The 21434-nt window shown below is 30.6% G+C and carries 20 protein-coding genes; 6 read left to right on the top strand and 14 right to left on the bottom strand.

The window, feature by feature from the left end; all coding sequences use genetic code 11:
- The 7 genes from SA378_RS07850 to SA378_RS07820 form a co-directional block, all read right to left on the bottom strand.
- Positions 1–1233, bottom strand: a 1233-nt coding sequence (locus tag SA378_RS07850; RefSeq protein WP_318525434.1) for a cache domain-containing protein, incomplete at its 3' end; no start/stop codon positions are given.
- A gap of 140 nt (positions 1234–1373) precedes the next feature.
- Complete coding sequence (locus SA378_RS07845; protein WP_318525433.1) at positions 1374–1739, bottom strand: hypothetical protein; 366 nt, start codon at positions 1737–1739, stop codon at positions 1374–1376.
- A gap of 10 nt (positions 1740–1749) precedes the next feature.
- Positions 1750–2127 (bottom strand): flagellar export chaperone FliS, encoded by a 378-nt coding sequence (fliS, locus tag SA378_RS07840; RefSeq protein WP_318525432.1) that lies wholly within the window; start codon positions 2125–2127, stop codon positions 1750–1752.
- A gap of 13 nt (positions 2128–2140) precedes the next feature.
- On the bottom strand, positions 2141–4573 hold the full coding sequence (fliD, locus tag SA378_RS07835) for a flagellar filament capping protein FliD (protein ID WP_318525431.1): 2433 nt from the start codon (positions 4571–4573) through the stop codon (positions 2141–2143).
- Positions 4574–4625: 52 nt separating this feature from the next.
- Positions 4626–5648, bottom strand: a complete 1023-nt coding sequence (locus SA378_RS07830) for a chemotaxis response regulator protein-glutamate methylesterase (protein ID WP_318525430.1) — start codon at positions 5646–5648, stop codon at positions 4626–4628.
- Positions 5649–5650: 2 nt separating this feature from the next.
- Positions 5651–6457 carry a protein-glutamate O-methyltransferase CheR gene (locus SA378_RS07825; RefSeq protein ID WP_318525429.1) on the bottom strand — a complete coding sequence of 269 codons (807 nt, stop codon included), beginning with the start codon at positions 6455–6457 and terminating at the stop codon, positions 5651–5653.
- Between the two features lie 2 nt (positions 6458–6459).
- Positions 6460–8529 carry a chemotaxis protein CheA gene (locus tag SA378_RS07820; protein ID WP_318525428.1) on the bottom strand — a complete coding sequence of 690 codons (2070 nt, stop codon included), beginning with the start codon at positions 8527–8529 and terminating at the stop codon, positions 6460–6462.
- A 197-nt stretch (positions 8530–8726) separates the two neighbouring features.
- Between SA378_RS07820 and SA378_RS07815 the strand changes: the two genes are divergently transcribed.
- From SA378_RS07815 to SA378_RS07790, 6 genes are read left to right on the top strand one after another with little or no spacing between them, the layout of a single operon-like run.
- Positions 8727–10160, top strand: coding sequence for a hypothetical protein (locus SA378_RS07815; protein ID WP_318525427.1), 1434 nt, complete (start codon positions 8727–8729; stop codon positions 10158–10160).
- Positions 10147–10443, top strand: coding sequence for an EscU/YscU/HrcU family type III secretion system export apparatus switch protein (locus tag SA378_RS07810; protein ID WP_318525426.1), 297 nt, complete (start codon positions 10147–10149; stop codon positions 10441–10443). Before SA378_RS07815 ends, SA378_RS07810 begins: the two co-directional genes overlap by 14 nt.
- The gene (locus SA378_RS07805; RefSeq protein WP_318525425.1) at positions 10436–12463 is read left to right on the top strand and encodes a cell division protein FtsA; all 2028 of its coding nucleotides are present in this window, start codon (positions 10436–10438) and stop codon (positions 12461–12463) included. Before SA378_RS07810 ends, SA378_RS07805 begins: the two co-directional genes overlap by 8 nt.
- 26 nt (positions 12464–12489) lie before the next feature.
- Positions 12490–13122: a PilZ domain-containing protein gene (locus SA378_RS07800; RefSeq protein ID WP_318525424.1), complete on the top strand. Its 633-nt coding sequence runs from the start codon at positions 12490–12492 to the stop codon at positions 13120–13122.
- Positions 13123–13131: 9 nt separating this feature from the next.
- Entirely contained in the window at positions 13132–14946 is a 1815-nt protein-coding gene (locus tag SA378_RS07795) for an S-layer homology domain-containing protein (protein ID WP_318525423.1), read from the top strand.
- 15 nt (positions 14947–14961) lie between these two features.
- Entirely contained in the window at positions 14962–15234 is a 273-nt protein-coding gene (locus SA378_RS07790) for a late competence development ComFB family protein (protein ID WP_318525422.1), read from the top strand.
- A 74-nt stretch (positions 15235–15308) separates the two neighbouring features.
- On the opposite strand, the gene SA378_RS07785 is transcribed toward SA378_RS07790, so the two are convergent.
- The 7 genes from SA378_RS07785 to SA378_RS07755 all read right to left on the bottom strand — a co-directional run.
- Positions 15309–15791, bottom strand: coding sequence for a chemotaxis protein CheD (locus SA378_RS07785; RefSeq protein WP_318525421.1), 483 nt, complete (start codon positions 15789–15791; stop codon positions 15309–15311).
- Positions 15788–16393, bottom strand: a complete 606-nt coding sequence (locus tag SA378_RS07780; RefSeq protein ID WP_318525420.1) for a chemotaxis protein CheC — start codon at positions 16391–16393, stop codon at positions 15788–15790. The genes SA378_RS07785 and SA378_RS07780 overlap by 4 nt, the downstream gene beginning before the upstream one ends.
- A 76-nt stretch (positions 16394–16469) precedes the next feature.
- A complete protein-coding gene (locus tag SA378_RS07775) occupies positions 16470–17927 on the bottom strand; it encodes a FapA family protein (protein WP_318525419.1) in 1458 nt (485 codons plus the stop codon).
- A gap of 22 nt (positions 17928–17949) precedes the next feature.
- Entirely contained in the window at positions 17950–18651 is a 702-nt protein-coding gene (locus SA378_RS07770) for a flagellar hook-basal body protein (RefSeq protein ID WP_318525418.1), read from the bottom strand.
- Positions 18652–18735: 84 nt separating this feature from the next.
- Entirely contained in the window at positions 18736–19488 is a 753-nt protein-coding gene (locus tag SA378_RS07765; RefSeq protein WP_318525417.1) for a flagellar hook-basal body complex protein, read from the bottom strand.
- A gap of 14 nt (positions 19489–19502) precedes the next feature.
- A complete protein-coding gene (locus SA378_RS07760) occupies positions 19503–20285 on the bottom strand; it encodes a FliA/WhiG family RNA polymerase sigma factor (protein WP_318525416.1) in 783 nt (260 codons plus the stop codon).
- A gap of 24 nt (positions 20286–20309) precedes the next feature.
- A partial coding sequence (locus tag SA378_RS07755; RefSeq protein WP_318525415.1) for a flagellar biosynthesis protein FlhA occupies positions 20310–21434 on the bottom strand: 1125 nt, incomplete at its 5' end.

Genomic DNA, 21434 nt, shown 5'->3' with positions numbered 1-21434 from the left:
ATTTTTCAATTTTGCAAATTCTCCATCGTAATCATTTTGAAAATTCATAACTAAATTACCTTGCGCTAATTCATTTAATACACTTACGCTTTCACCTATATATGTAATATATGATTTTAATCGCATAGTTAAACTTTCTATCGATTTAGCAAGTTCGCCTATTTCATCTTTACTTCTTACATCAATATCTACATCTAGTTCTCCGGCTGATAACTTGTTCGTAATATTAGTAATTTTTTTAATTGGTCTTGTCATTCTCCTGATTAAAATTATCATAACTACTAAAAGCAATACTAGGACTATTAAAAATATTATTATTATTGTTATAATAACCTGCTTTGTATTTGCCATGAATTCATCTTTAGGCAACGAAGATAATATCTGCCAGCCTGTGTCACCTATTTGTACGCTGTTACCCTCATATGTTTCATCATTATATGTGTATTCGGCAACGTCTCCTGTTCGACTGTTCACTAACTCAATTATGTTACCACTTAAATTTATATCAGTTATTGATTTCAGTAAACTGTCTTCATCCTTGTGAGAAGCTATTATGTTATTTTCTGTAAGTAATGTAAAATATCCTGTTTCTCCCAGTTTATAATTACCCACCATTTCTGTCAAATCATCAATTGCTATATCTACAGCTGCTAGGCCAACTATTTTATTGTTAACAGTTACTGGTCCTGATATTGTTATTACAACACCACCTGTAATTGCATCGACGTAAGGATCAGTTATACATATTCTATTTTCAGAAACCGCTTTATAATAATCTTTTGAAGAAACATCATATTCAACTTTTGAATAGACTGTTGGTGACACTAAGTAATAGCCTGCTTCAGCAATATATGCGGAAAGAATAACTTCCGGGTCCATTTTTTGTGTGTCTTCAACAGTTTTTGCAGCAGTCATGAAACCTTCTGTTTCAAGCAATGTTTCCCTTCCTTCTGCATTTATTAAAAAGTTTTGCAAATTTTTATCCTGCGCCATTTGTTCTACTATTGCTATGTAACGTGCAAAAAACACTTCTGCTTCATTACTTACACTTTTTGTAGTTTCATTTAATATTTCTTTTTCATTTTGAGTAAAATTATCATTAACAGTCGTTCCGATTATTACACCGGTTGCCAGTAAAGCGATAAAACATAAAATAAATAATGTTAACGTTATTTTGGTTGTTATACTCTTCATTCCTTTTATACTATTCTCTTTTTTCATTTTCTTTATCATATAAGCCTCCAATAAATCTCTTTACTTGTAAGTTCTATACATAATATCGTATTAATTTGTAAAAAGTTTAGCTCTTCACATAAATATTAAGGGGACAGATTTTTGAGAGATTTTTATCTCTAAAAGGTCCGTCCCCAGGTTTATGCTTTTATATTGACTAGTTTTGAAAATGATTGTGGTTGATTTAAGCTCGCTTTAACACTTTTTAATTCATCATTAACATTCTTTCGAATTTCTTTATCCATTTCAATAGTTTCTGCAACAAGAATTTTTATTTTTATTTTTAAATTTTTTACTTCTTCTGATTCTTTGAATTTACCGTTATTCATTATATATTCATTTATTTTAATATCAATATCTCTTATTTTTTCTATGTATTCTTGTCTTTCACCAATCATTGCATTAATTTTAGTGTATTCAACTTTTAATGGTAACTTCATTATTTCCTTTGTAAAATTATTTAAACTTACAACTGCTTCATATTTGTCTTTTAACAATTTTCCCATATGTACACCATTAGTTTTTTCCGGTTTTTGATATTTTATCAGCTTCTGCCCAAGTATTTCTCAAATCTTTTACCATTGGCAATATATTATCTATATTAGTTATTGATTTCATCGATGATGCTTTTATTAGTTCCTTGTTGAAAAACATATACATTTCTGATAATTCTTGGGATAATTTATACTTTTCAACTAATGTAACAATAAGATAGTTAAAAATTTTCCTACATTTTTCTATATTAATATTTGCATTTTTATAATCTTCATTTTCCATTAAAATTTTACTTAAATTTAATTTTTTAATTGCTTCATCAAACAAAAGAACAAGAAGTTCACCCTTTGTCATAGTGTTTATTGAATTTCTTTTATATTGTTCATAAGGATTAACCATTTTTACACCCTTTCTATCCCAACATGTCTGTTAGCCATGAGCTTTGAGAATTCAAATTGTTTAATGTCGTTTCCAAATTAGAAAACTTGCTCCAGTATCTTTCTCTTTCATCTTCCATCTTATCTTTTAATTCTTCCATCTTGTCTTCATATTCTTCCATTTTTTCAGAGATATAATTTTGGTCTGAAGTAAGACCCCCTTCCAATCCAGCTTCATCAATGAGAATACCTGTTGTACCATAAGCTCCAACATTTGCTATTAAAGTTTCCCGCAATTGAACAGCAAGTCCTGATTTAGCAGTACTGCTTGTATCCGATGTTGTCTGTGAAAATAAACTTGCTATTTCATCAGGGTTTTCCAATAGTTTTTCTTTGAATTTTTCTTCATCAAGTATTAGTTTTCCGCTGGTGTCCATAGTAGCTGATGAAACTCCAATGCTCGACAATGAAAGACTGCTCACTGAAGTCATAGAAGACATAGTTTCTCTCATATTACGCAAAATAATGTTCATTTTGCTGTCGCCGAATAAAACTCCCTTTTTAGCTTGAGTTTCCCAGTCTTTTATTTCATCTTCTTCCATCTCTTCTTGCTGTTCCGGTGTTAAAGGCTGATAGTCTCTGTCTGGTTTCTCACTTGTTTTAGTGTTAATCAACGTAATTATTTCATTGTAAGAATCAATAAATCCTTTGAATTTTTCAACAACTTCATCTGAATTGTTGGTAACATCAAAAGTTATTGGTGTATCTGTTAATTGTAATCCCTCTGCCTTTTCGTTTAATTCAATGTTAATTTCATCAATTGTAAAGTTTGCAGTACTGCGGTTAATTGTATTTTGTACACCATTTAATGTGTATGTCATTTCTGTGTTAGTACCGGCATTAATATGATAATCAGCTGTAGCTATATCAACATCTGTAACCAGATCATCGTCATAATCTTTAGTATATATCCGTGTCTCTTTATCATAAACAATTTTACCAAGTTTGGTTTCTGTGCCATTGGCTTCTTTTTTATAAATATTTTGAATTCCATCTTCAGTCTTTATGTATTCACCAGTTGTTTCCAAAATTTCATTCAAATCAACTCCTGTTCCAAAAAGAGCCTGTGCTAACGTACCTGCACCTGCGGAAATGCTAACTCCTTTGTGTTCTCCAGTTTCTGAAGCTTTTACTGAAAATGTATTAGTTGTCGATGAATAATACACTTCCACTCCTGCTTCAGCATTGCTGTTTATTTTATTTATAGCTTCAGTAACGGTCATAGTGCTTTCGATTTCTACATCTACATTATTTATATTTATAATATATCCTTCTTTTCCATTTGAAAGTGTTGTTGTAGCAACAGCACCTATTCCTGCAATTCCTGATTCAGCAATGCTTCTTGTCTTATTTAACCTATTGTAATCTCCTGACTCAATACCTGTAAAATTACCTAAGTCTGTGCTTATACCGCTTACGCCAAAAATATTAGTGCTATCATCAACTGCTGAAAAAGTCAACTTATTATCTACATCAGCAACAGTAACCTTACCTGCTCCGTATGCATCATCTAGTTCGTTTTGAAGATAAGTGCTTAAATTGTCTTTCGTAACACTAGAATCTAAGTTAATAGTTTTTTGAACTCCGTTAAAGTCAAATGTAATGTATGAATCTTCACTTGTGAGAATCGAAGCAGTTTCCTTCGTCAAATCGCTTACTTCAACAGGTGCGGATGAAACTGCTGTTTGTCCCAATGTCATATTTAAATTTTCTATAATTGAATTGCTTGCAGCAGTTAATTTTACTTCTTTACCATCCGAAGAACTTATAACTAATTTATTGCTAGCGTCAAAAGAAGCGGTAACCTTACTTAAATCACTTGTTTTGAGAAGTTGTTCATTAAGCTCAGAAAGAACATCATTAAATGAAACTATGTCCGTATCATCATTTCCAAATCCCTTATCTATTGCCAGGCTATAACTTTCACCATCATACTCAAATGTCATTGTTGCTCCGGCTAAAGTTGATGTATTAGCAGTTATCGCTTCAGATGCAAATGTGCCGCTAGTAACTTTTTTATTTGAAGCAAAGTTTGCAGCAGTTGCAACACTAGATATGCTGTCAATCGAAAAATTTGCAATATTTTCTGCATCTCCTGTTACATTCACATAACTTGATGAGGATTCATATGTGTATGATTCAAAAAATTTAGAGCTTAATATATTAGTATCTGATCCTGATGAATAAGAAAAATACTTGTCGCTAAATGACAAAAGTTTTGTGCTTATTTCTCTATATGCTTGTTGTCTGTATAAAAGTTTTTGCTTTGATTGATATTCTCTGTTTATTTTCGATTTAGTGTTAGATAGCATTTGATTTACTAAATCATCAGTATCAAGTCCTGATACAAGGCCTCCGAAGCCTTTGCTTGTTGATGAACCATAAATGCTTGTTGATAATGTTGACATGTTTTCCCCTTTCTGGTTTTGCATCGTCTACACTGTACAATGCCACCCCTGCTTATTTATTTAAATACTTTATCAATATATCGGATATGTTTTCTATCGGTGCTTGAACTGCTACAGCTCCAATGTTATATGCAACCATTGGCATGCCGTAAACTACAGAAGATTTCTCGTCCTGTCCTATTGTGTACGCACCTGCTTTTTTCATGTTCAAAAGACCTTGTGCTCCATCTTTCCCCATTCCTGTAAGAATAATTCCTACAGAATTTTTGCCCGCTGTTTCTGCTACGGAATTAAACAATACATCTACTGAAGGACAGTGACCACTTACTTTCTCACCTACTCTGCATGTGACATAATATCCTTTGTCGTCCTTAGACAATTTCATTTGTTTGTCTCCAGGAGCAATTAATGCAAGCCCGTTTTCAATTCTGTCTCCATCTGCTGCTTCACGCACTTCTATGGCACATATTCTGTTGAGTCTTTCAGCATACATTTTTGTAAATCCTGCCGGCATATGCTGAGTTACCAATATCCCAGGAACTTCTTTAGGCAATTCTTTAAGTATTGCCAATATTGCTTCCGTTCCCCCGGTTGATGCTCCAACTGCTATTATTTTTCTTGTAGATATTTTTTCAAGTATTTTAGTCTCAATTTTTTTAGAATCTGTGAAAGGTACTAATTTTGCTATTGAAGCTACTTTTATTTTCGTTTTTAATTCTCTGAAAAATATTGGCAAATCATCTTTTGATGACATATCAGGCTTTTTTACAAAATCTACAGCCCCTGCATGCAATGAATCAAAAACACTTATATTCATTGAACTTACCAAAACAACTTTCATTGGATTTTCAGCCATAAGCTTTTTTAAAAATGTCAAACCGTTCATTTTAGGCATTTCGACATCTAACGTCAATATGTCCGGCTTAAGTATTTTTATTTTCTCCATCGCGTCAAATGGATCTACAGCCATACCAACTACTTCTATGTGCGAATCTTCACTCAATTCTTTTTTTAATACATTTCTAAACAACAGTGAATCGTCTGTTATTAAAACTTTTATTTTGTTAATTATCATAATCATTCCTTTTTATATATTGCCGGACTTATGTAAGTAAATTTTGATTGGTTTCTTTGAATTGTCTCAGCATGTCCAATCATTAAGTACCCCTGTGGCTTTGTAGCATCATAAAATTTATTTACTATGTTCATTTTTGTTTCTGCATTAAAATATATCATAACATTTCTGCAAAATATAACATCATATTTATTTTTTGCAGTCATTGGATCCATCAGATTGAACACTTTAAATGTAACATGTTTTTTAATTTCCGGCAATACTTGGTATTTACTGTCTATAGTTTTTTCAAAATATCTTTTTTTGTAAGGTTCAGGAAGTTTCGCTATACTTTCTTCTGTATATATTCCTTCGCGAGCTTTTGAAAGAACATTTTCAGATATATCTGTCGCAAATATTTGGACATTCCAGTTGCTTGCGTTAAACTTAAAATAATCATTAATTAACATTGCTAAAGTATATGGTTCTTCTCCTGATGAACACCCTGCACTCCAAATATTTAACGTTTTTGTTCGGTTGTTTTTTTCTTCATATGGAAATATTACTTCTTTTAAATATTTAAAGTGATTTTCTTCCCTATAAAAATATGTATAATTCGTTGTAAGTTTATTTATGAGTGTAGTAATTTCTTCCTTATTGTTTTTTTTGATATTATCTAAATATTGACTGAAATTGTTCATGCCTTTACGTTCAATTAAATTAGACAATCTGCCTTCTATCAGTACTCTTTTTTTTGAAAGGTCTATACCATAATTCATATGCATAAGGTCTACGAATTCTAAAAATTCATTGTCAGTTAATTTTACCATATTTACATACTTTCTATAAGATTTCCTATATCCAGGATAAGATTAATGCTGCCGTCTCCTAATATGGAGCAGCCTGAAATTCCCGATTCTTTTATATTATACTTACTCAATAAAGCTGGCATAGGCTTAACCACAACCTGCTGTTCTCCTACTATTTTATCAACAAACAAGCAAGTGCTGCTGTCTCCGGATTCAACAAGAATTAGTATGCCGTCTTCTATTTTTGTTATATCAGTATCTATGTTGAAAAATTCATTAAGTCTTAAAATAGGATAACATTTATCCCTTATCAATATCATTTCTTTGCCATCAGTATTGTGTATTATTTCATCCTCAACAGTTTTAAATGACTGTTGAATATTTTTTATTGGAATAATAAATTCAGAACCACCTACAACAATCTGCATTCCTGAAACAATAGTGAGAGTTAAAGGAATTTTAAATGTTACTGCAGTTCCAATTCCTTCTTTGCTGTCTAAAACAACATTCCCTCCTACTTTTTCCACATTCGATTTGACTACATCCATTCCAACCCCTCTACCCGAATACTCAGTAACAGTTTCATTTGTAGAAAATCCCGGAAGCATTAAAAATTGAAATATTTCTTTTGAAGTGTATTCACTTTCTGGTTTTTGCAATAAATCTTTTGCTTTGGCTTTTTCCAAAATTCTTTTTAATTCAAATCCCTTGCCGTCATCTTCCACGGTTATATGAATTTCTCCACCTATATTTGAAGCAGACAACCTAATTGTACCTTTTGGATTTTTCCCTTTATTTATTCTTTCATCTTCTGATTCTATGCCATGATCCATCGCGTTTCTAACTAAATGCATAATTGGATCGGAAATACCATCAACTATTGTTTTATCAACTTCAGTTTCCTCACCTGACAAAACTAATTCAACTTCCTTATTTAATTCTTTTCCCATATCTCTGACTATTCTCTTCATTTTTTGAAAAATGCCGGACACAGGTACCATTCTTAAAGACATTACTATGTCTTGAAGTTCATCAGTGAGTTTTCTCATCTGTCTTGTGGATTTTATAAAACTTTCTAAATTCAGTTTTTTAATTTCATTGTCAGCTGCTACCATAGATTCAGCTATAACCAATTCTCCGACTATATTGACAAGATTGTCAAGTTTAGATAAATTAACAGTAATTAAATTTTGCTTGCTGTGCTTTGCAGAACCTTCAACTTTTTCAACTTTAACGTTTTGTGAAGCTACTGCATTTTCTACTGCATTTACGATTTTTGCTTTCTCATCTTGTTTTGTATTATCGTCTTTTTCTTTTTCATCGTTATATTCTATTACTGTGTAATTTTTTACGTTCAATGCTTCTCTTACTACTCCAACTGCTAAATCTAAAGATTCTTTATCATTTATATATACAAAAAAACCGTCTTTTATTATTTCTTGCGCTGTTTCGCTTATACTTTCAACATTCTCAGGCTTGTTAATAAATTCAATGCCTATTTCTTTTAATTGATTTATAATAAAAAACGCCCTTAAGTTTTCCATCCCAATGTCATCATCAAATGTGATTTTGATTGCATATTTTTTATTTGAACGGATATTTCTTATTTCAGTTGTTTTTCTCGTTTCAGTTGCCATTGTTAAAGCAGCTTCTGTTTCAGAAGTAATTTCCAGTTTATCATCATTTTTATTTCCTGATATCGCGTGTAAAAAATCCAATATTTCAGCTTCAAAAAACTCTAAATTTTCTTCAAGAGACTCGCCTTCTTCTATTTTAGATATTTCTGCTTTTATGAAATCTGTGAACTTAAATACGAGATTTACAAGTTCTTCATTATATTTGTAATCAATGCCATTTTCTCTGATATAATAAAACAAATCTTCTATTTTATGTGATATTATCATAATGCTGTTAAACTGCATCATAGCGGATGAACCTTTTATAGTATGCATTATTCTAAATATTTCATCTATGCAATCCTTATCAAATGCTTGTTCACTTTCCGCTCTTAATAATATATCATCCAGTTGTTCCAACAATGAATTTGCTTCAAAAAGATACATATCTAGTACAGAATCAAAATTATTATCCATATTCAAGTCTCCTTATTAGTATATCTCTGTTTCTATATCGGCATTTTTTTTTATTTATTAAGTCTTAATATATACTTTTTTTATTTTTTTACATTAAGACTGCTTATTTAAATGACAAATATGCCGATATATTAATAGCAAATCCTTTAATTTTTTGGTATAATATTATATAATAAGGTATATCTTCAGGAGATTCTATGATTGATAATAATGTAAATATAAAAACAAGCAACACAGCAAGCGATAATAATATAAATAAACAAAAAGTCAAACCCGTGCAGGTCTTACCTTTTGATGCAATCGACCCAACTAAGGTTACACGACCCACAAAACAGGATCCAAGCAATCAAACAGGTCAAAACCCTTTAAACTACAATCCGGATTCAGTTTTTGACAAATTCATTAAGTCACTGCAAAATTCTCCTGTTTTATCGGAAAATGCAAAAAAACTTCTTTTAAACAAACAGTTTATTAATAATAGCATCAAAAACGATTCTGCTCTTAATACTTTGTTTGAAACATTTATAAAAAGCATTGAAATGAACGAAGCTGAAATATTAAATTTTCTTAAGTCGCAGCAAGGATTATATACTAAATTTAATGGTGACTTTTTCGATTCTTTAAGAAGCTTGTTGAAAAGCAATCCCAATAACAAAGATTTTAAAATTATTTTGAGAAACTTTCTAAGAAGCTATGATTGCTTTGTTTCCGTAGAGAATACCAATAAATCAATTGACGCTGCCCTTAAAAATATAGAACGGAATATGCCTGAAGTATTAAAGAAATCTTTTAATGAACTTACAGACAAGCTTATTACAGATTATTCAACAAACAGTAACGATGTTAACTTAAATATTTTAAAAAATGATATTTTGCCATTTGTTGGCCGATATATATCAAAAATGAATGATTTTGGCCCTGTTAGAGATTACGTTTCTGTGCTTATACACAACATCGTAAGATTAGAATCTGCATCAAAGAATAATTTTTCAGATAGCTTGGATAATTTATTTGAATTTATAAAATACAACCTTAATATTGATGACAATGATATGCAAACATTAAAAATGTCACTCATCAATACATATGAAACTTCATCAAATGCTAGGAACGATTCCATTGATTCATTTTTAAAACTGATTGAATCAGGAATAAAAAACAGCAATAATATAATAAATAAAGGTGTAATGGAAGATATGGCAAATTCTTTATTGTTCAGCCAGAATGTTCACATTCCATTAACACACATGTTTTTACCTTTAAATTACAATGGAATGTTTATGTTTTCGGAAGTATGGATTGGAAAAGAATATAATGATACAGATAAAAAACACAGCAAACATGATTATTCCGAGATTTACAAAGCATTTATAACTTTTGACATACAAAATATAGGATATTTTGAAACAACTTTAATTCTAAAAGAATCAAAGTTATCTTTTGAAATTTTCGTTCCTAATAACTTAACTAATTCAATTGGATTAATAAAAAATGACCTGAATAGAATATTAAGCGACAACAATTTATCTGTTGCAAATTTAAATATATACGAAAGTGTTAAAAAAAGAAAATTTCATGAGATTTTCAACAATTTGTCAGAAAGGAAGAGCAGCGTAGATGTCACAATATAAAAATAATTCGAATTCAGAAAGAGCAGTTGCTCTTAAATATGATATGAATAAGAACAAAGCACCTGTGGTAATTGCTTCAGGCGCGGGATATATTGCAAATAAAGTAATTGAAATAGCTGAAGAAAACGGTGTGCCCGTATATAAGGACGATTCTCTTTCAGTAGTACTTTCACAGCTTGATGTGGGAAGTGAAATTCCAGATGAACTTTTCAGCGCAATTGTTGATATTTATATTTACTTTTTAAATTTCAAACTAACTAAAGACGAGGTTAATTATGAATGATTTGATTTTTGCTTTAGACATAGGTACTCGTTCAGTAGTTGGTGTTGTTTGTGAAAATAAGAACGGAATTCTTAGAGTTATTGAAATAAAAAGTGTTTTTCACAATCAAAGAGCCATGGTTGATGGCCAAATTGAAGATATAGCAGAAGTAAGCAGAATTGTTGGAATTGTAAAAAACAGCATTGAAGAAAGTCTCAATATTAAACTAAAAAAAGTTTGCATTGCTGCTGCCGGAAGAGCATTAAAAACAGAGCGCATAATTTTAGAAAAAAATTCTGACATAAGAATACCCATATCATCAGATTTTAAAAGTGCTATAGAAACCGAAGCATTGCAATTAGCTCAGGATATGTTTTCAAATGCTTCATCAAACAGTGACTTATTTTACTGCGTAGGTTACAGCGTTTTGGGCTACACAATGGATGGAAAAAACATACTGAATATTGAAGGTCACAGAGCCAATAAAGTATCTGTCGAAATAATAGCTGCATTTTTACCCCATACTGTAATAGAAGGACTTTATTCATGCATGGACAACAATGATTTGGAAGTTTCCAATTTAACATTAGAACCGATTGCTGCTATGGATTTAATTATTCCAGCTGATTTGAGGCTGTTAAATCTTGCCTTGATTGATATTGGAGCAGGTACATCTGATATTGCCATTTCCAAAGACGGAAGTGTGGTTGGTTATGACATGGCTACTATAGCAGGTGATGAAATAACTGAATGTATTATGAAAAATTATTTGGTTGATTTTAATACTGCAGAAAAAATAAAAGCATCTTTAAGCGATGATTCAAATTACATATCTATCACTAATATACTTGGAATCACTCAAAATACTGAAAAAAAGGAAATTTTAGAATCTGTAAAAACGGCAGTTTATGATTTGTGCGACGATGTTGCTTCTAAAATTACCAAATTAAACAAAGAATCTCCTGCTGCAATATTTTTAGCAGGTGGAGGAAGCAAAACACCGTTTTTGATAGAATTTTTGTCAGAACTTTTAAATATTTCTCCATTAAGAATAGCAATGACAGAAAAAGAAAGTCTGCACAATATTGATTTGTCATCTCTAGAGAACTTCGGACCTGAATTAATAACACCGATTGGAATTGCTTATTCTGTTATATTAAATAAAAATTATGATTTTTTCAGCGTTACTTTAAACAATAAAAAAATCCGTTTATATGGAATAAGACAAATGAAAGTCATGGATGCTATTTTAATGTCAGGTTTTGATACAAAAAAACTAATAGGCTTCTCAGGAAAAAGTTTGAGATTTTTATTTAATGGAATACAGCATTATTATACTGGAGAGTTTTCAACACCATCACAAATTTATGTTAATTCGTCTGTCTCAAATATTGAAACAATAATACATCCTGGTGACAAAATAGAGGTTGTTCCGGCAATTGACGGAGCTTCTCCTGTTGTTAAAATTTCTGATATTACAAAAAATTTGTCAAATGGCTTCATATATTTCAATGGTATAAAAACAGAATTATGCACAAAATATTTTGTAAACAATACCGAAGTTAATGAAAATTACGCAATAGGAAATTCTGATTCGATTGATATTATTCAAGTTAAAACAATCAGAGATTTGTACAAGCTGTTTAAGATGGATATCAATTTATATAATAACTTTGTAAAGGGAAATATGGTTGATTTAGATTTCGAATTGTATGACGGTTGTATTGTAGATTTATTTAGTATTGAAAAAACGATTGAAATTGAATCAGCAAAAGAAACTTACCAAAAATCAATTAACAAAATAGATGAATCATCTGAAATCGAGTCGTCCATTAAAGTAACTGTCAACAATAAACTAATTACTCTTCCCCAACGCGAGGATAATACGCCATACATATTTGCAGACATGTTGAACTATACAAATATTGACCCGGCAAATCCAAAGGGTAATATTGTTTTGCTGCACAACGGAAAGGAAGCTTCTTATTCAAATTTAGTATCTGATAATGATGTAATTATTATTAAATGGGATTGTGACTAACTACAAAACACTATCGGGGAGTTATTATGGACAAATTAGTAAATTTAGTTAAAATATATGATAATAATAAAAATTTGTTGGGAATTGGGCAGTTGTTAAACATTAACAGTGCTACAATCAAAATAAAGGGAGACAATCTTCCGATAATAAATTCAGAAACTGAAGTATATATAGAAATATACGATGAACTTGTTGGTATTTCTCCTTATTTGTGTAAAATAGGCGTAGCAGCAAAAAATCAGCTTAACGCCCATATTATAAACAAAGAAGCAATTATCGAAAGAAGAAATTCATTAAAAGTTCGTACTGATTTATCTTTCTACATAGAAAGTCTAGAGAGAAATGATGAAGATATAACAAAAGAAGTTCCTAATATGAAAATTAATATGCTTAATTTATGTATTGGCGGAATGTTAATATCATCTAACTACGACCTTTTAATCGATGATAAAATAACATTTTATTTTAAATATGCAAAGTTTCAAATGATTTTAATTCATGCAAAAGTTATAAGGATTGATATAAAAAAAGATAATGATAATGACGAAATTGAAACTGTAAATTATGGATGCTCTTTTTCTAAAATGGCGAGATATAACGAATCGGTAATAATTCAATATTTGTATGACAGACAGCTTCAATTGTATAGAAATAGATAGGGGCCTATAATGAAAAAACTTACACTTTTAACAATAGCATTAATTGTAATTTTTAATATGTTCAGTATAAGCTATGGAGCAGAAAATAATTATTTAAGAGCCAAATTTTCAGAAACTGATATATCTGGTACGAATTTCAAAGAAATAACCATAAACCCCTCAAGATATCAAAATGGTACAAGACTTGTAGATGAGGAAGATGTTGAATATTATATATATTTGCCTTCCGGTTATTTAGTTCAAGGAAAAACAGCTTCATTTGTGGCAGATCAGGAAGGAAAATATCCATTTACCGTATATTACGGAAGTTATAAAAAAACATTTTTTTATACTGTTGATGACATTGAAGAAAAAGAAAATACTACAGATGTTGGTTTTGATGATAAGGACAATGAAATTAACTTTAATTATGATTTAAAATATGATTACGAAAAAAAACAAATATTATTTCATATAAGCACTGATAAATTAAGAACCGTAACAACTCCTGAAAGTACAACCATTACAAATGAAGTAAATTATTATATAGAAAATTTAGAAAATAATATACCATTTGAATTTAAAATAGTTATAGATGATGAATCATTTAATTATAAAATTATTAAACAAGGTGAATTCTATCTTTTAGTTGAACTATCTTCTGTTAATTACGATAACTACAGCACCCTTGTAGAATACAAGGGTTATAATTTCACAAACAACAATAATTACGAAGCATATCCATCAAAAGATTTATATGAAGACAATGGTAACTATGAAGTCTTGGTTAAATCTGATACAGGTTATTCTAAAAGTTTATTTGTTTTTAATATAGATGGAATTGATTACAGAAGGCCTAATGTTGACGTAGAATTAGAATATATAGATGATTATAATTTTTACCTGGAAATAGAAGATGATTTCGGTCTTGATTACATGATTACATTTGATGGCAAATATATTCCTATTAGAACAAGCGGTGATAATAAAGAATTTACATATACCCACAACACAGCAATCAATTATAATGGTGAATACATTTTTACCATTGTAGACAAGGCGGGAAACAGGACAGTTGAAAAGATTGATATAGATTCACGAAATGCTGTTCGTAAACATAAAATAAATTTAGATGTTCACGACTATAAATATACTGAAAATTTATTTAGATGCAAAGGTTTGCAATACACAAAAAATGATGACGACAATTCAACTTATTATAAAAATATCTTGCCGGCGTACATGAGTGGATGCGGCCTTGCATTTAATCCAAATTCATCAATAACAAGAGCTGAAATGGTAACCGTATTTTGCCGGTTAAATGATTTACCATACGATATAAATGCATATTTTAAAACTAAATTTACTGATATAGATAATCATTGGGCAAAAGATTATATTTCAATGGGAAGCAGTAAAAAATATATATCAGGCTATAAAGACAAAACATTTAAACCGGACAGCTATGTAACAAGAGCTGAATTTTGTCAGATGCTCACAAAAATAAGTGCTTATAAAACTAAACTTAATGAACTGCCCGCTTCAAGCAATTATGATTTTAATGACATAAGTGCTCACTGGGCTGAAAAAGAAATAATAAAAATTTCCAGCAGAGATTTAATAGAAAGTACAGGAAATTATTTCTATCCTGACAAACCAATAACAAGAGCTGAAGTAGCTCATGCTGTAAACAAACTCTATGGATTTAGTCCTTCGTATTTAGAATTAAATTATATAAATTCACTTTACAATAAATATTACAATTTTACTGATATAAAAAATAATAAAAATTTTAATGATATTATTATTTCTGTTGTAGGTATGTATAGAGAGAAAATAGAATGATGGAGGAGAGAAAATATGGTAAATAACTATATGGAAGAAATTGTAAGAAATTATCTTGACGACATTTTAAGAACTGACCCAAGTTATTCAAATATATGCAGATGTGATCATTGTATTGATGATATTATGGCAAAAGCATTAAATAATCTCAACCCATATTACATTACAACAAAAAAAGGAGAAGTATTCGCAGAATATTCTTCTTTGGAAACTCAGCATCACGCAGAAGTTATTTCCGAAGTTGTCAAAGCAATAGAGTTTGTTTCTAAGCATAAAAATCACGATTAACACCGCTGGGAACACCAGGGGACGGACCTTTTAGAGTTACAGTACAACTCTAAAGGTCCGTCCCCTGGTGGTGGTTAAATCACCTTAATATTTTTTGCAAATGATTTTATGGTAAGATTTCCAGTATTGCTGTCAAAAATTATTGTTCGTCCGTAGTTCGCTCCTACATCTTCTGCTAAAAGTTTAATTTTTAGCCTTTGAAGTGTTTCTTTCGTTGCTGCTACATTTCGATCGCCTATATTTCCAATAGTTGTGTTACCGGTTATCTCAAACATTCTGGCTCCGCCTGCTATTTTTGCAACCATCCTTGATCTTGCACAACCCATTATTTCCATCTTTTTAATCATTTCAGCTATTCCTGTATCGGCATATTTAAATGTGTTTGTCTTGTCCTCATTTTTATTATAAGGCAACATAATATGAGCCATCCCTGCAACTTGTAATACCTTATCTATTATGCAAATACCCACACATGAACCTAAGGCATATGAAATAAGACCTTCGGGTGCATTTACTATTTTCATATCTGAAATTCCAACATTTACCTCTGAATTCATATATCTATTCCAAACCTCTTCAGTAGAATTTCCAGGGATGCCGAGCTTGGCAGTAGGAGCATATGACTATATATTGTTTCTTCTTGACAAAAATATTTTTCTTTAATAAATATTACCCTATCTGCAACTTCAGCAAATTCTGCCGTTACAGCATCTAATAATGCCCCTGACATATCAACGTTAAGAGAAGGAACTGTTATATCAATTACCATATTAGTCAATGTTGAAATTGAATTGACATATGATGACACCATTATATTGCCTATTTCCGATAATGCTGACATTTCCATTTCTGAAATTTCTTCAAAATTATTCAATTCGGTCCCCATCAGTGAGTTTAATATTAAATGCACAAATTCTTTCTTTAACAAGAAGAGTATGATACCTTCTATATCTCCATTAAAGCTGACTAAAATTCCTACAACCACATTTTCCGCTCCACCTATTGAGTTTATAACATCATTATAATTTAACAAGCTTACCTCAGGAACATTCATGTCTATTCTTTTTGAAAGCATTTGAGAAAGTGAAGTTGCAGCATTTCCTGCTCCAATATTTCCAATTTCTTTTAATACATCTATATGTATTTCATTTAATTCCATATTGCCTCCCTACTTATAGCAATTTCTTGTTATTTAAAGATGATATCCTTCGCTATGCTCAGGATGACATGAAAAGCTACTCTATATCTGATGGATTTAACGGTACAATTGATATATCATTTCCATCATTATATATTTTGCTATAACTAATATCCTGTCTTACTTTATACTTCATCCAACCAATTGCTATTCTTGTATTTGAATACATTATTCCTTTGCATATAATTTTGTGATTTGCAATGTTATCAATAGGAACAGTATCTTCTAATTGTCGTTTTATTTCTTCTATCTCATTATTAACCTTTATTTTCATAACTATTAACTGCTTTTTAACAGCATTCTTATTATTAATGTCCATGCCGGAATTTACAATTATTTCATTTTTTTCATCTATTTCTTTAATTTCCTTGTTTTTATTAATTAATTCTTTCTCCAGCTGTTGATTCAATTTTCTTTTTAAGGCATATTCTTTTTGTTGTTGTTGGTATTCAGTTAAATTAAGTATGACATTTGTTTCTGTATTTGTTTTATTTCCTATGGTTTTTGCATATATAGTTTGCTCAGCTTGACAAGTTCCACCTATTATAGCAGCGTTAGATCCCCTCAAAATTATTGATTCTTTAGCGCTCACATCACTGTTAATCAATGCTTCTGCATAAACGCTTTCATCAGAAACGATAGATGCGTTTTCTATGTACTTGCTTGTAATATTGCCTTTTGCATATATTGTTCCTTTTCCCATGCCATTCATTCCTTTGCTTATTACAACGTCACCGCCTGCTTTTATATATGCACCTTCAACCATTCCTCTAATTTTTATATCTCCCTTTGATGTGACGGAAAACCCGGCTTTAACATCTCCGTTTACTACAACATTACCGATAAAATCTATATTACCTGTTCCATTATCTACATTATTAACTCTATAAACGCTTTCAACATATACTCTGTCATTTGAAAATTCCACACTGCCATCCGTACTTGCTAAAAGTTTAAGCCCATCAAGAGATATGTAAGTGTTGTTTCCATTGTTAAATGACACGTTTCTTCCTTTTTTATAATTTATGGTTTTACCGTATACATCAATTCCTTCGATACCATCTTGAGCTGGTATTATGTGGCACAAAACATCATCTTTTTTAACATTAATAATATTATTTAAATTATGAAAATCAATACTTCCGTCTTCTTTTTCTTCGAATTTGAATTCTTTCGATATATCAAAATCATATATCAGCTTTGCGTCTATACCATTTTCCGGTTCTTTTCCACAAGCTGCTATTAATTCTTTTGAGTATTCTTTGTTTTTACAATATTCTTTTATTTCATTTTCTCTTATGCCATAAACAATGCCCTGTTCTTCTAAATACTGCATTACTTCTTCAAAGCATACCTCCGCTTCTTTTTCAAACAACTCAATTCTTATATATACTTTTAGTTTATTAGCTGATACTAAATGATTAATAATATACTTCATTGATATAACGTCTTCCTGGTTCTCAATAATTTCCTGTAATTCAACATGCTCATCCATAGTATAGCTCCATTTAAATATTTTAACCTCTTAAAGAGTTAATTGTTTGTTCTATTTCGTCGGCTGTTTGTATTACATTTGAATTAAGCTGAAATGATCTTTGAATTTGCAAAAGTTTTACCATTTCTTCCGAAACTTCCACTGTTGAAGCTTCTAAATAACCTTTCATAGCTTTAGAACTTTCAGCCAAACTATATTCAGCATCTTCATTTGCTTTGCGAAATAAATTGTTTCCTGCTCGCTCTAAGTCACTGTTGTTATTAAACACAAATACGCCTACATTCATATTATCGTCTGAATTTTTTAAAATTATAGGTTCTTCTTCATTATTTAAAACATATCCACCTTGATACGTAAGATAATTTTCTTCATCCATGTTTGTAACTTGAAAACTTCCCCCCCTGGTATACAAGTTTTCATCTTCATACTGGACTGCAAAGAATCCTTCCCCTTGAATGGCAAAATCGGTGGAAGCCCCTGTTTTATACGGTGCTCCTTGACTGAACACCACATCAACCTTATTTATTTTAGAACCGCTTCCTGCTTTTAAATCAGTATTTTCTCCTTCAGCTCCTCTTATATTTGTGTACAATAAATCGGAAAATTCAGCTTTTGATTTTTTGAATCCTTCTGTTTGAATATTTGCCATATTATTTGATATTACATCTAAATAATTTTGATTACTGATTGCTCCATTTGTTGCTGTGTAATATGCTTTTATCATTATGTGCTCCTTTCTTTTAACTTAATTTTTACTTAATCAATATTTCTCAATGTTTGACAAGATTTCCCGGGAAATGACAACAAATTAATTTATCTTGCCTATTTCATTAACAGCCTTGTCCTGTATCATGTCGTAAATTTTTAAAGCTTGTGCAGCTGTCTGCAATGCCCTTTGAGATGACATTATGCCGGTTAATTCTTCTGTCATATTTACATTTGACCTTTCAATTGTTTTATTGTATATTGTTGTAATTTCTACTAATTCAGGTTCTTCTTCTGAAATGAACATTCCTTCTTTAATTTTATTCAGATTATTGTAGTCAAGAAAATCATATACAGCAATTTTATCTACCACTTCACCTTCAACTGTAATGCTTCCATCCTCGGAAAATTCAAACTTGTCTGTGCCTACATATATTTCACCGAATTCACCTTGTACTCTGCCTGTACCTTGAAGTGTTAAGTATCCTTCATCATCAATATTAAAGCTGCCATTTCTTGTATATAAAATTTGTCCATTGTTGTCTACTGCAAAGAAACCAGCACCTTTAATCGCAAAATCAGTATCACTTCCTGTTTCTTCTAAACTTCCTTGAGAGTGTATTGTGTTGCTTTCTTCAATTGTTCTGATTATTGAAATGTTATTTATTGGAGTTGCTTCTTCATTGATACCATTTTGCTTGTATTTATTTATTAATAAGGAGCCAAAATTTGTGGTTACTGCTTGTTCTTTTTTGTAACCTGCAGTATTCATGTTTGAAATGTTGTTGCTCGAAATATCTATCTTCCTTTGTTGAGTCAACATGCCTGATGCTAAAGTATAAAATCCTCTTGACATAATTTCACCTCTTATTATTTTTCTATACTATCATATAAATATTTGTTAATTCCTTGTTCTAATTTTTGAAGTGCTGATGTATGTATTTGTGATACTCTTGAATTGCTTATATTTAATATTTTTGCAATGTCTTTAAGTTTTAACTCTTCCTTATAGTAAAGCGACACAACAAGTTTTTCTTTTTCGTTTAACTTATTAATGTTTTCTTTTAATATTTTATTCAATTCCTTTGCTTCAAGCTCATGTTCCGGTAATTCATATCCATTACTTGTCTCAATTTCTCTTAAATTAGCTTCACTCAATAATTCTTCAAACGAAAGAATACTTGTACCATGTGCATTTCTGATTATGTTGTTGTAATCTTTAATATCAAGTTCTAAATAAGTTGCTATTTCTTTATCTTCCGGTTCTCTTCCCAATTTAAAAGTCAGATGGTCCTGTGCTTCTTTGACGCTTTTATAGTCATTTTTGACTTTTCTTGGTATCCAGTCCTGTTTCCTTACATAGTCTATAATTGAACCTCTTATGCGTATTGTTGCATAAGTTTCAAACTTGATATTTTTGGATAAATCAAATTTGTCTATTACATCTATAAGCGCAATAATTCCTTCATTGACTATATCTTCAACATCTCCATATTGCTGATAGATACCACGTAGTTTCAAAGCAATTATTTTAACTAAATAGCTGTATTTTTCAATTATTTGATTTCTGATGCATATATCTTTGGTAAAATTGTATTGTTCCCATAATTTATATTCATCAATTTGTTCCTGGCTTTTTTCAGTTAAAATCATTTGAATCACTCTTTCATTTTATAATTATAAAGCTATATTACCTAATGCTTGTATTTGTATGGAATTATCAATTTCATTGAATGATAAAACTACTGCTTTAGGGTAAAATTGGTCTAACAGTTTTCTAAAATATCCTCTGACAAATGGTGATGTAAGGATTATTGGTGTATTTATTTCACTTTTTAATTTATTTATTTGTTCTAATAATTGACTTACTAATTTTTGCATTACTTCCGGGTCAATGGATAAATAAGATCCTTTGTCATTTTTACTTATTGCATTAATTATTATTTTTTCAACGTCAGTACTTAATGTAATAACTTTAATTTGTCCGCCTTCTGCCCACTTATGTGTTATTGTTCTTTTCAACGCCTGCCTAACATATTCGGTTAACATTTCAGTGTCCTTGACAGATGAACCGTAATCACTTATTATTTCTAAAATTGTTTGCATATCTTTAATCGGAATTCCTTCTCTTAACAAATTTCCCAATATTTTTTGCAAATTTCCTTGAGATACAACTCCGGGAACTACTTCTTGAACTAATGGTTCATTTTCTTTCTTAAAATTATTAAGCAACTGATTCAGATCCTGTCTTGACAATAATTCATGAGCATGAACCCTTATTATTTCCGACAAATGTGTTATTAAAACAGATAATGGGTCTATTACCGTATAACCATAAATTTCAGCTAATTCTTTCTTGTCTTTTGAAATCCACTTGCTTGGTATTCCATATGCAGGTTCTATTGTCTCTATGCCATCTACCTGACCGGACAAATTGCCGGGGTCTAGTGCCAAATAATATTCAACTAATATTTCTCCTCTTGCAACCTCTTCACTTTTAAGCTTGATTACATATTCGTTAGGATTGAGGTACCCATTGTCTCTAAGCCTTACAGATGGCACGACCATACCCATATCCTGTGCAAACTGCCGTCTAAACATTACAACTCTATCTACAAAGTTACCTCCGCTCGCTTCATCAACTAATGGAATTAAACTGTATCCTACTTCCATTTCTATTGGATCTATTTGTATAAGTTCATATATATTATCGATGTTTCTGAAGTACTCTTCTTCTGTAGCCGGAATTGCTTCCTTGGGTGTATTATCATGTTCACTTTCTTTAACAGTGTATTCTTTATT

Origin of the sequence: Sedimentibacter sp., assembly GCF_033447055.1 — a bacterium.
Classification (GTDB): domain Bacteria; phylum Bacillota; class Clostridia; order Tissierellales; family Sedimentibacteraceae; genus Sedimentibacter.
Note: the sequence above shows the minus strand (reverse complement) of the source record. Positions and strands in the feature narration are given on the sequence as shown.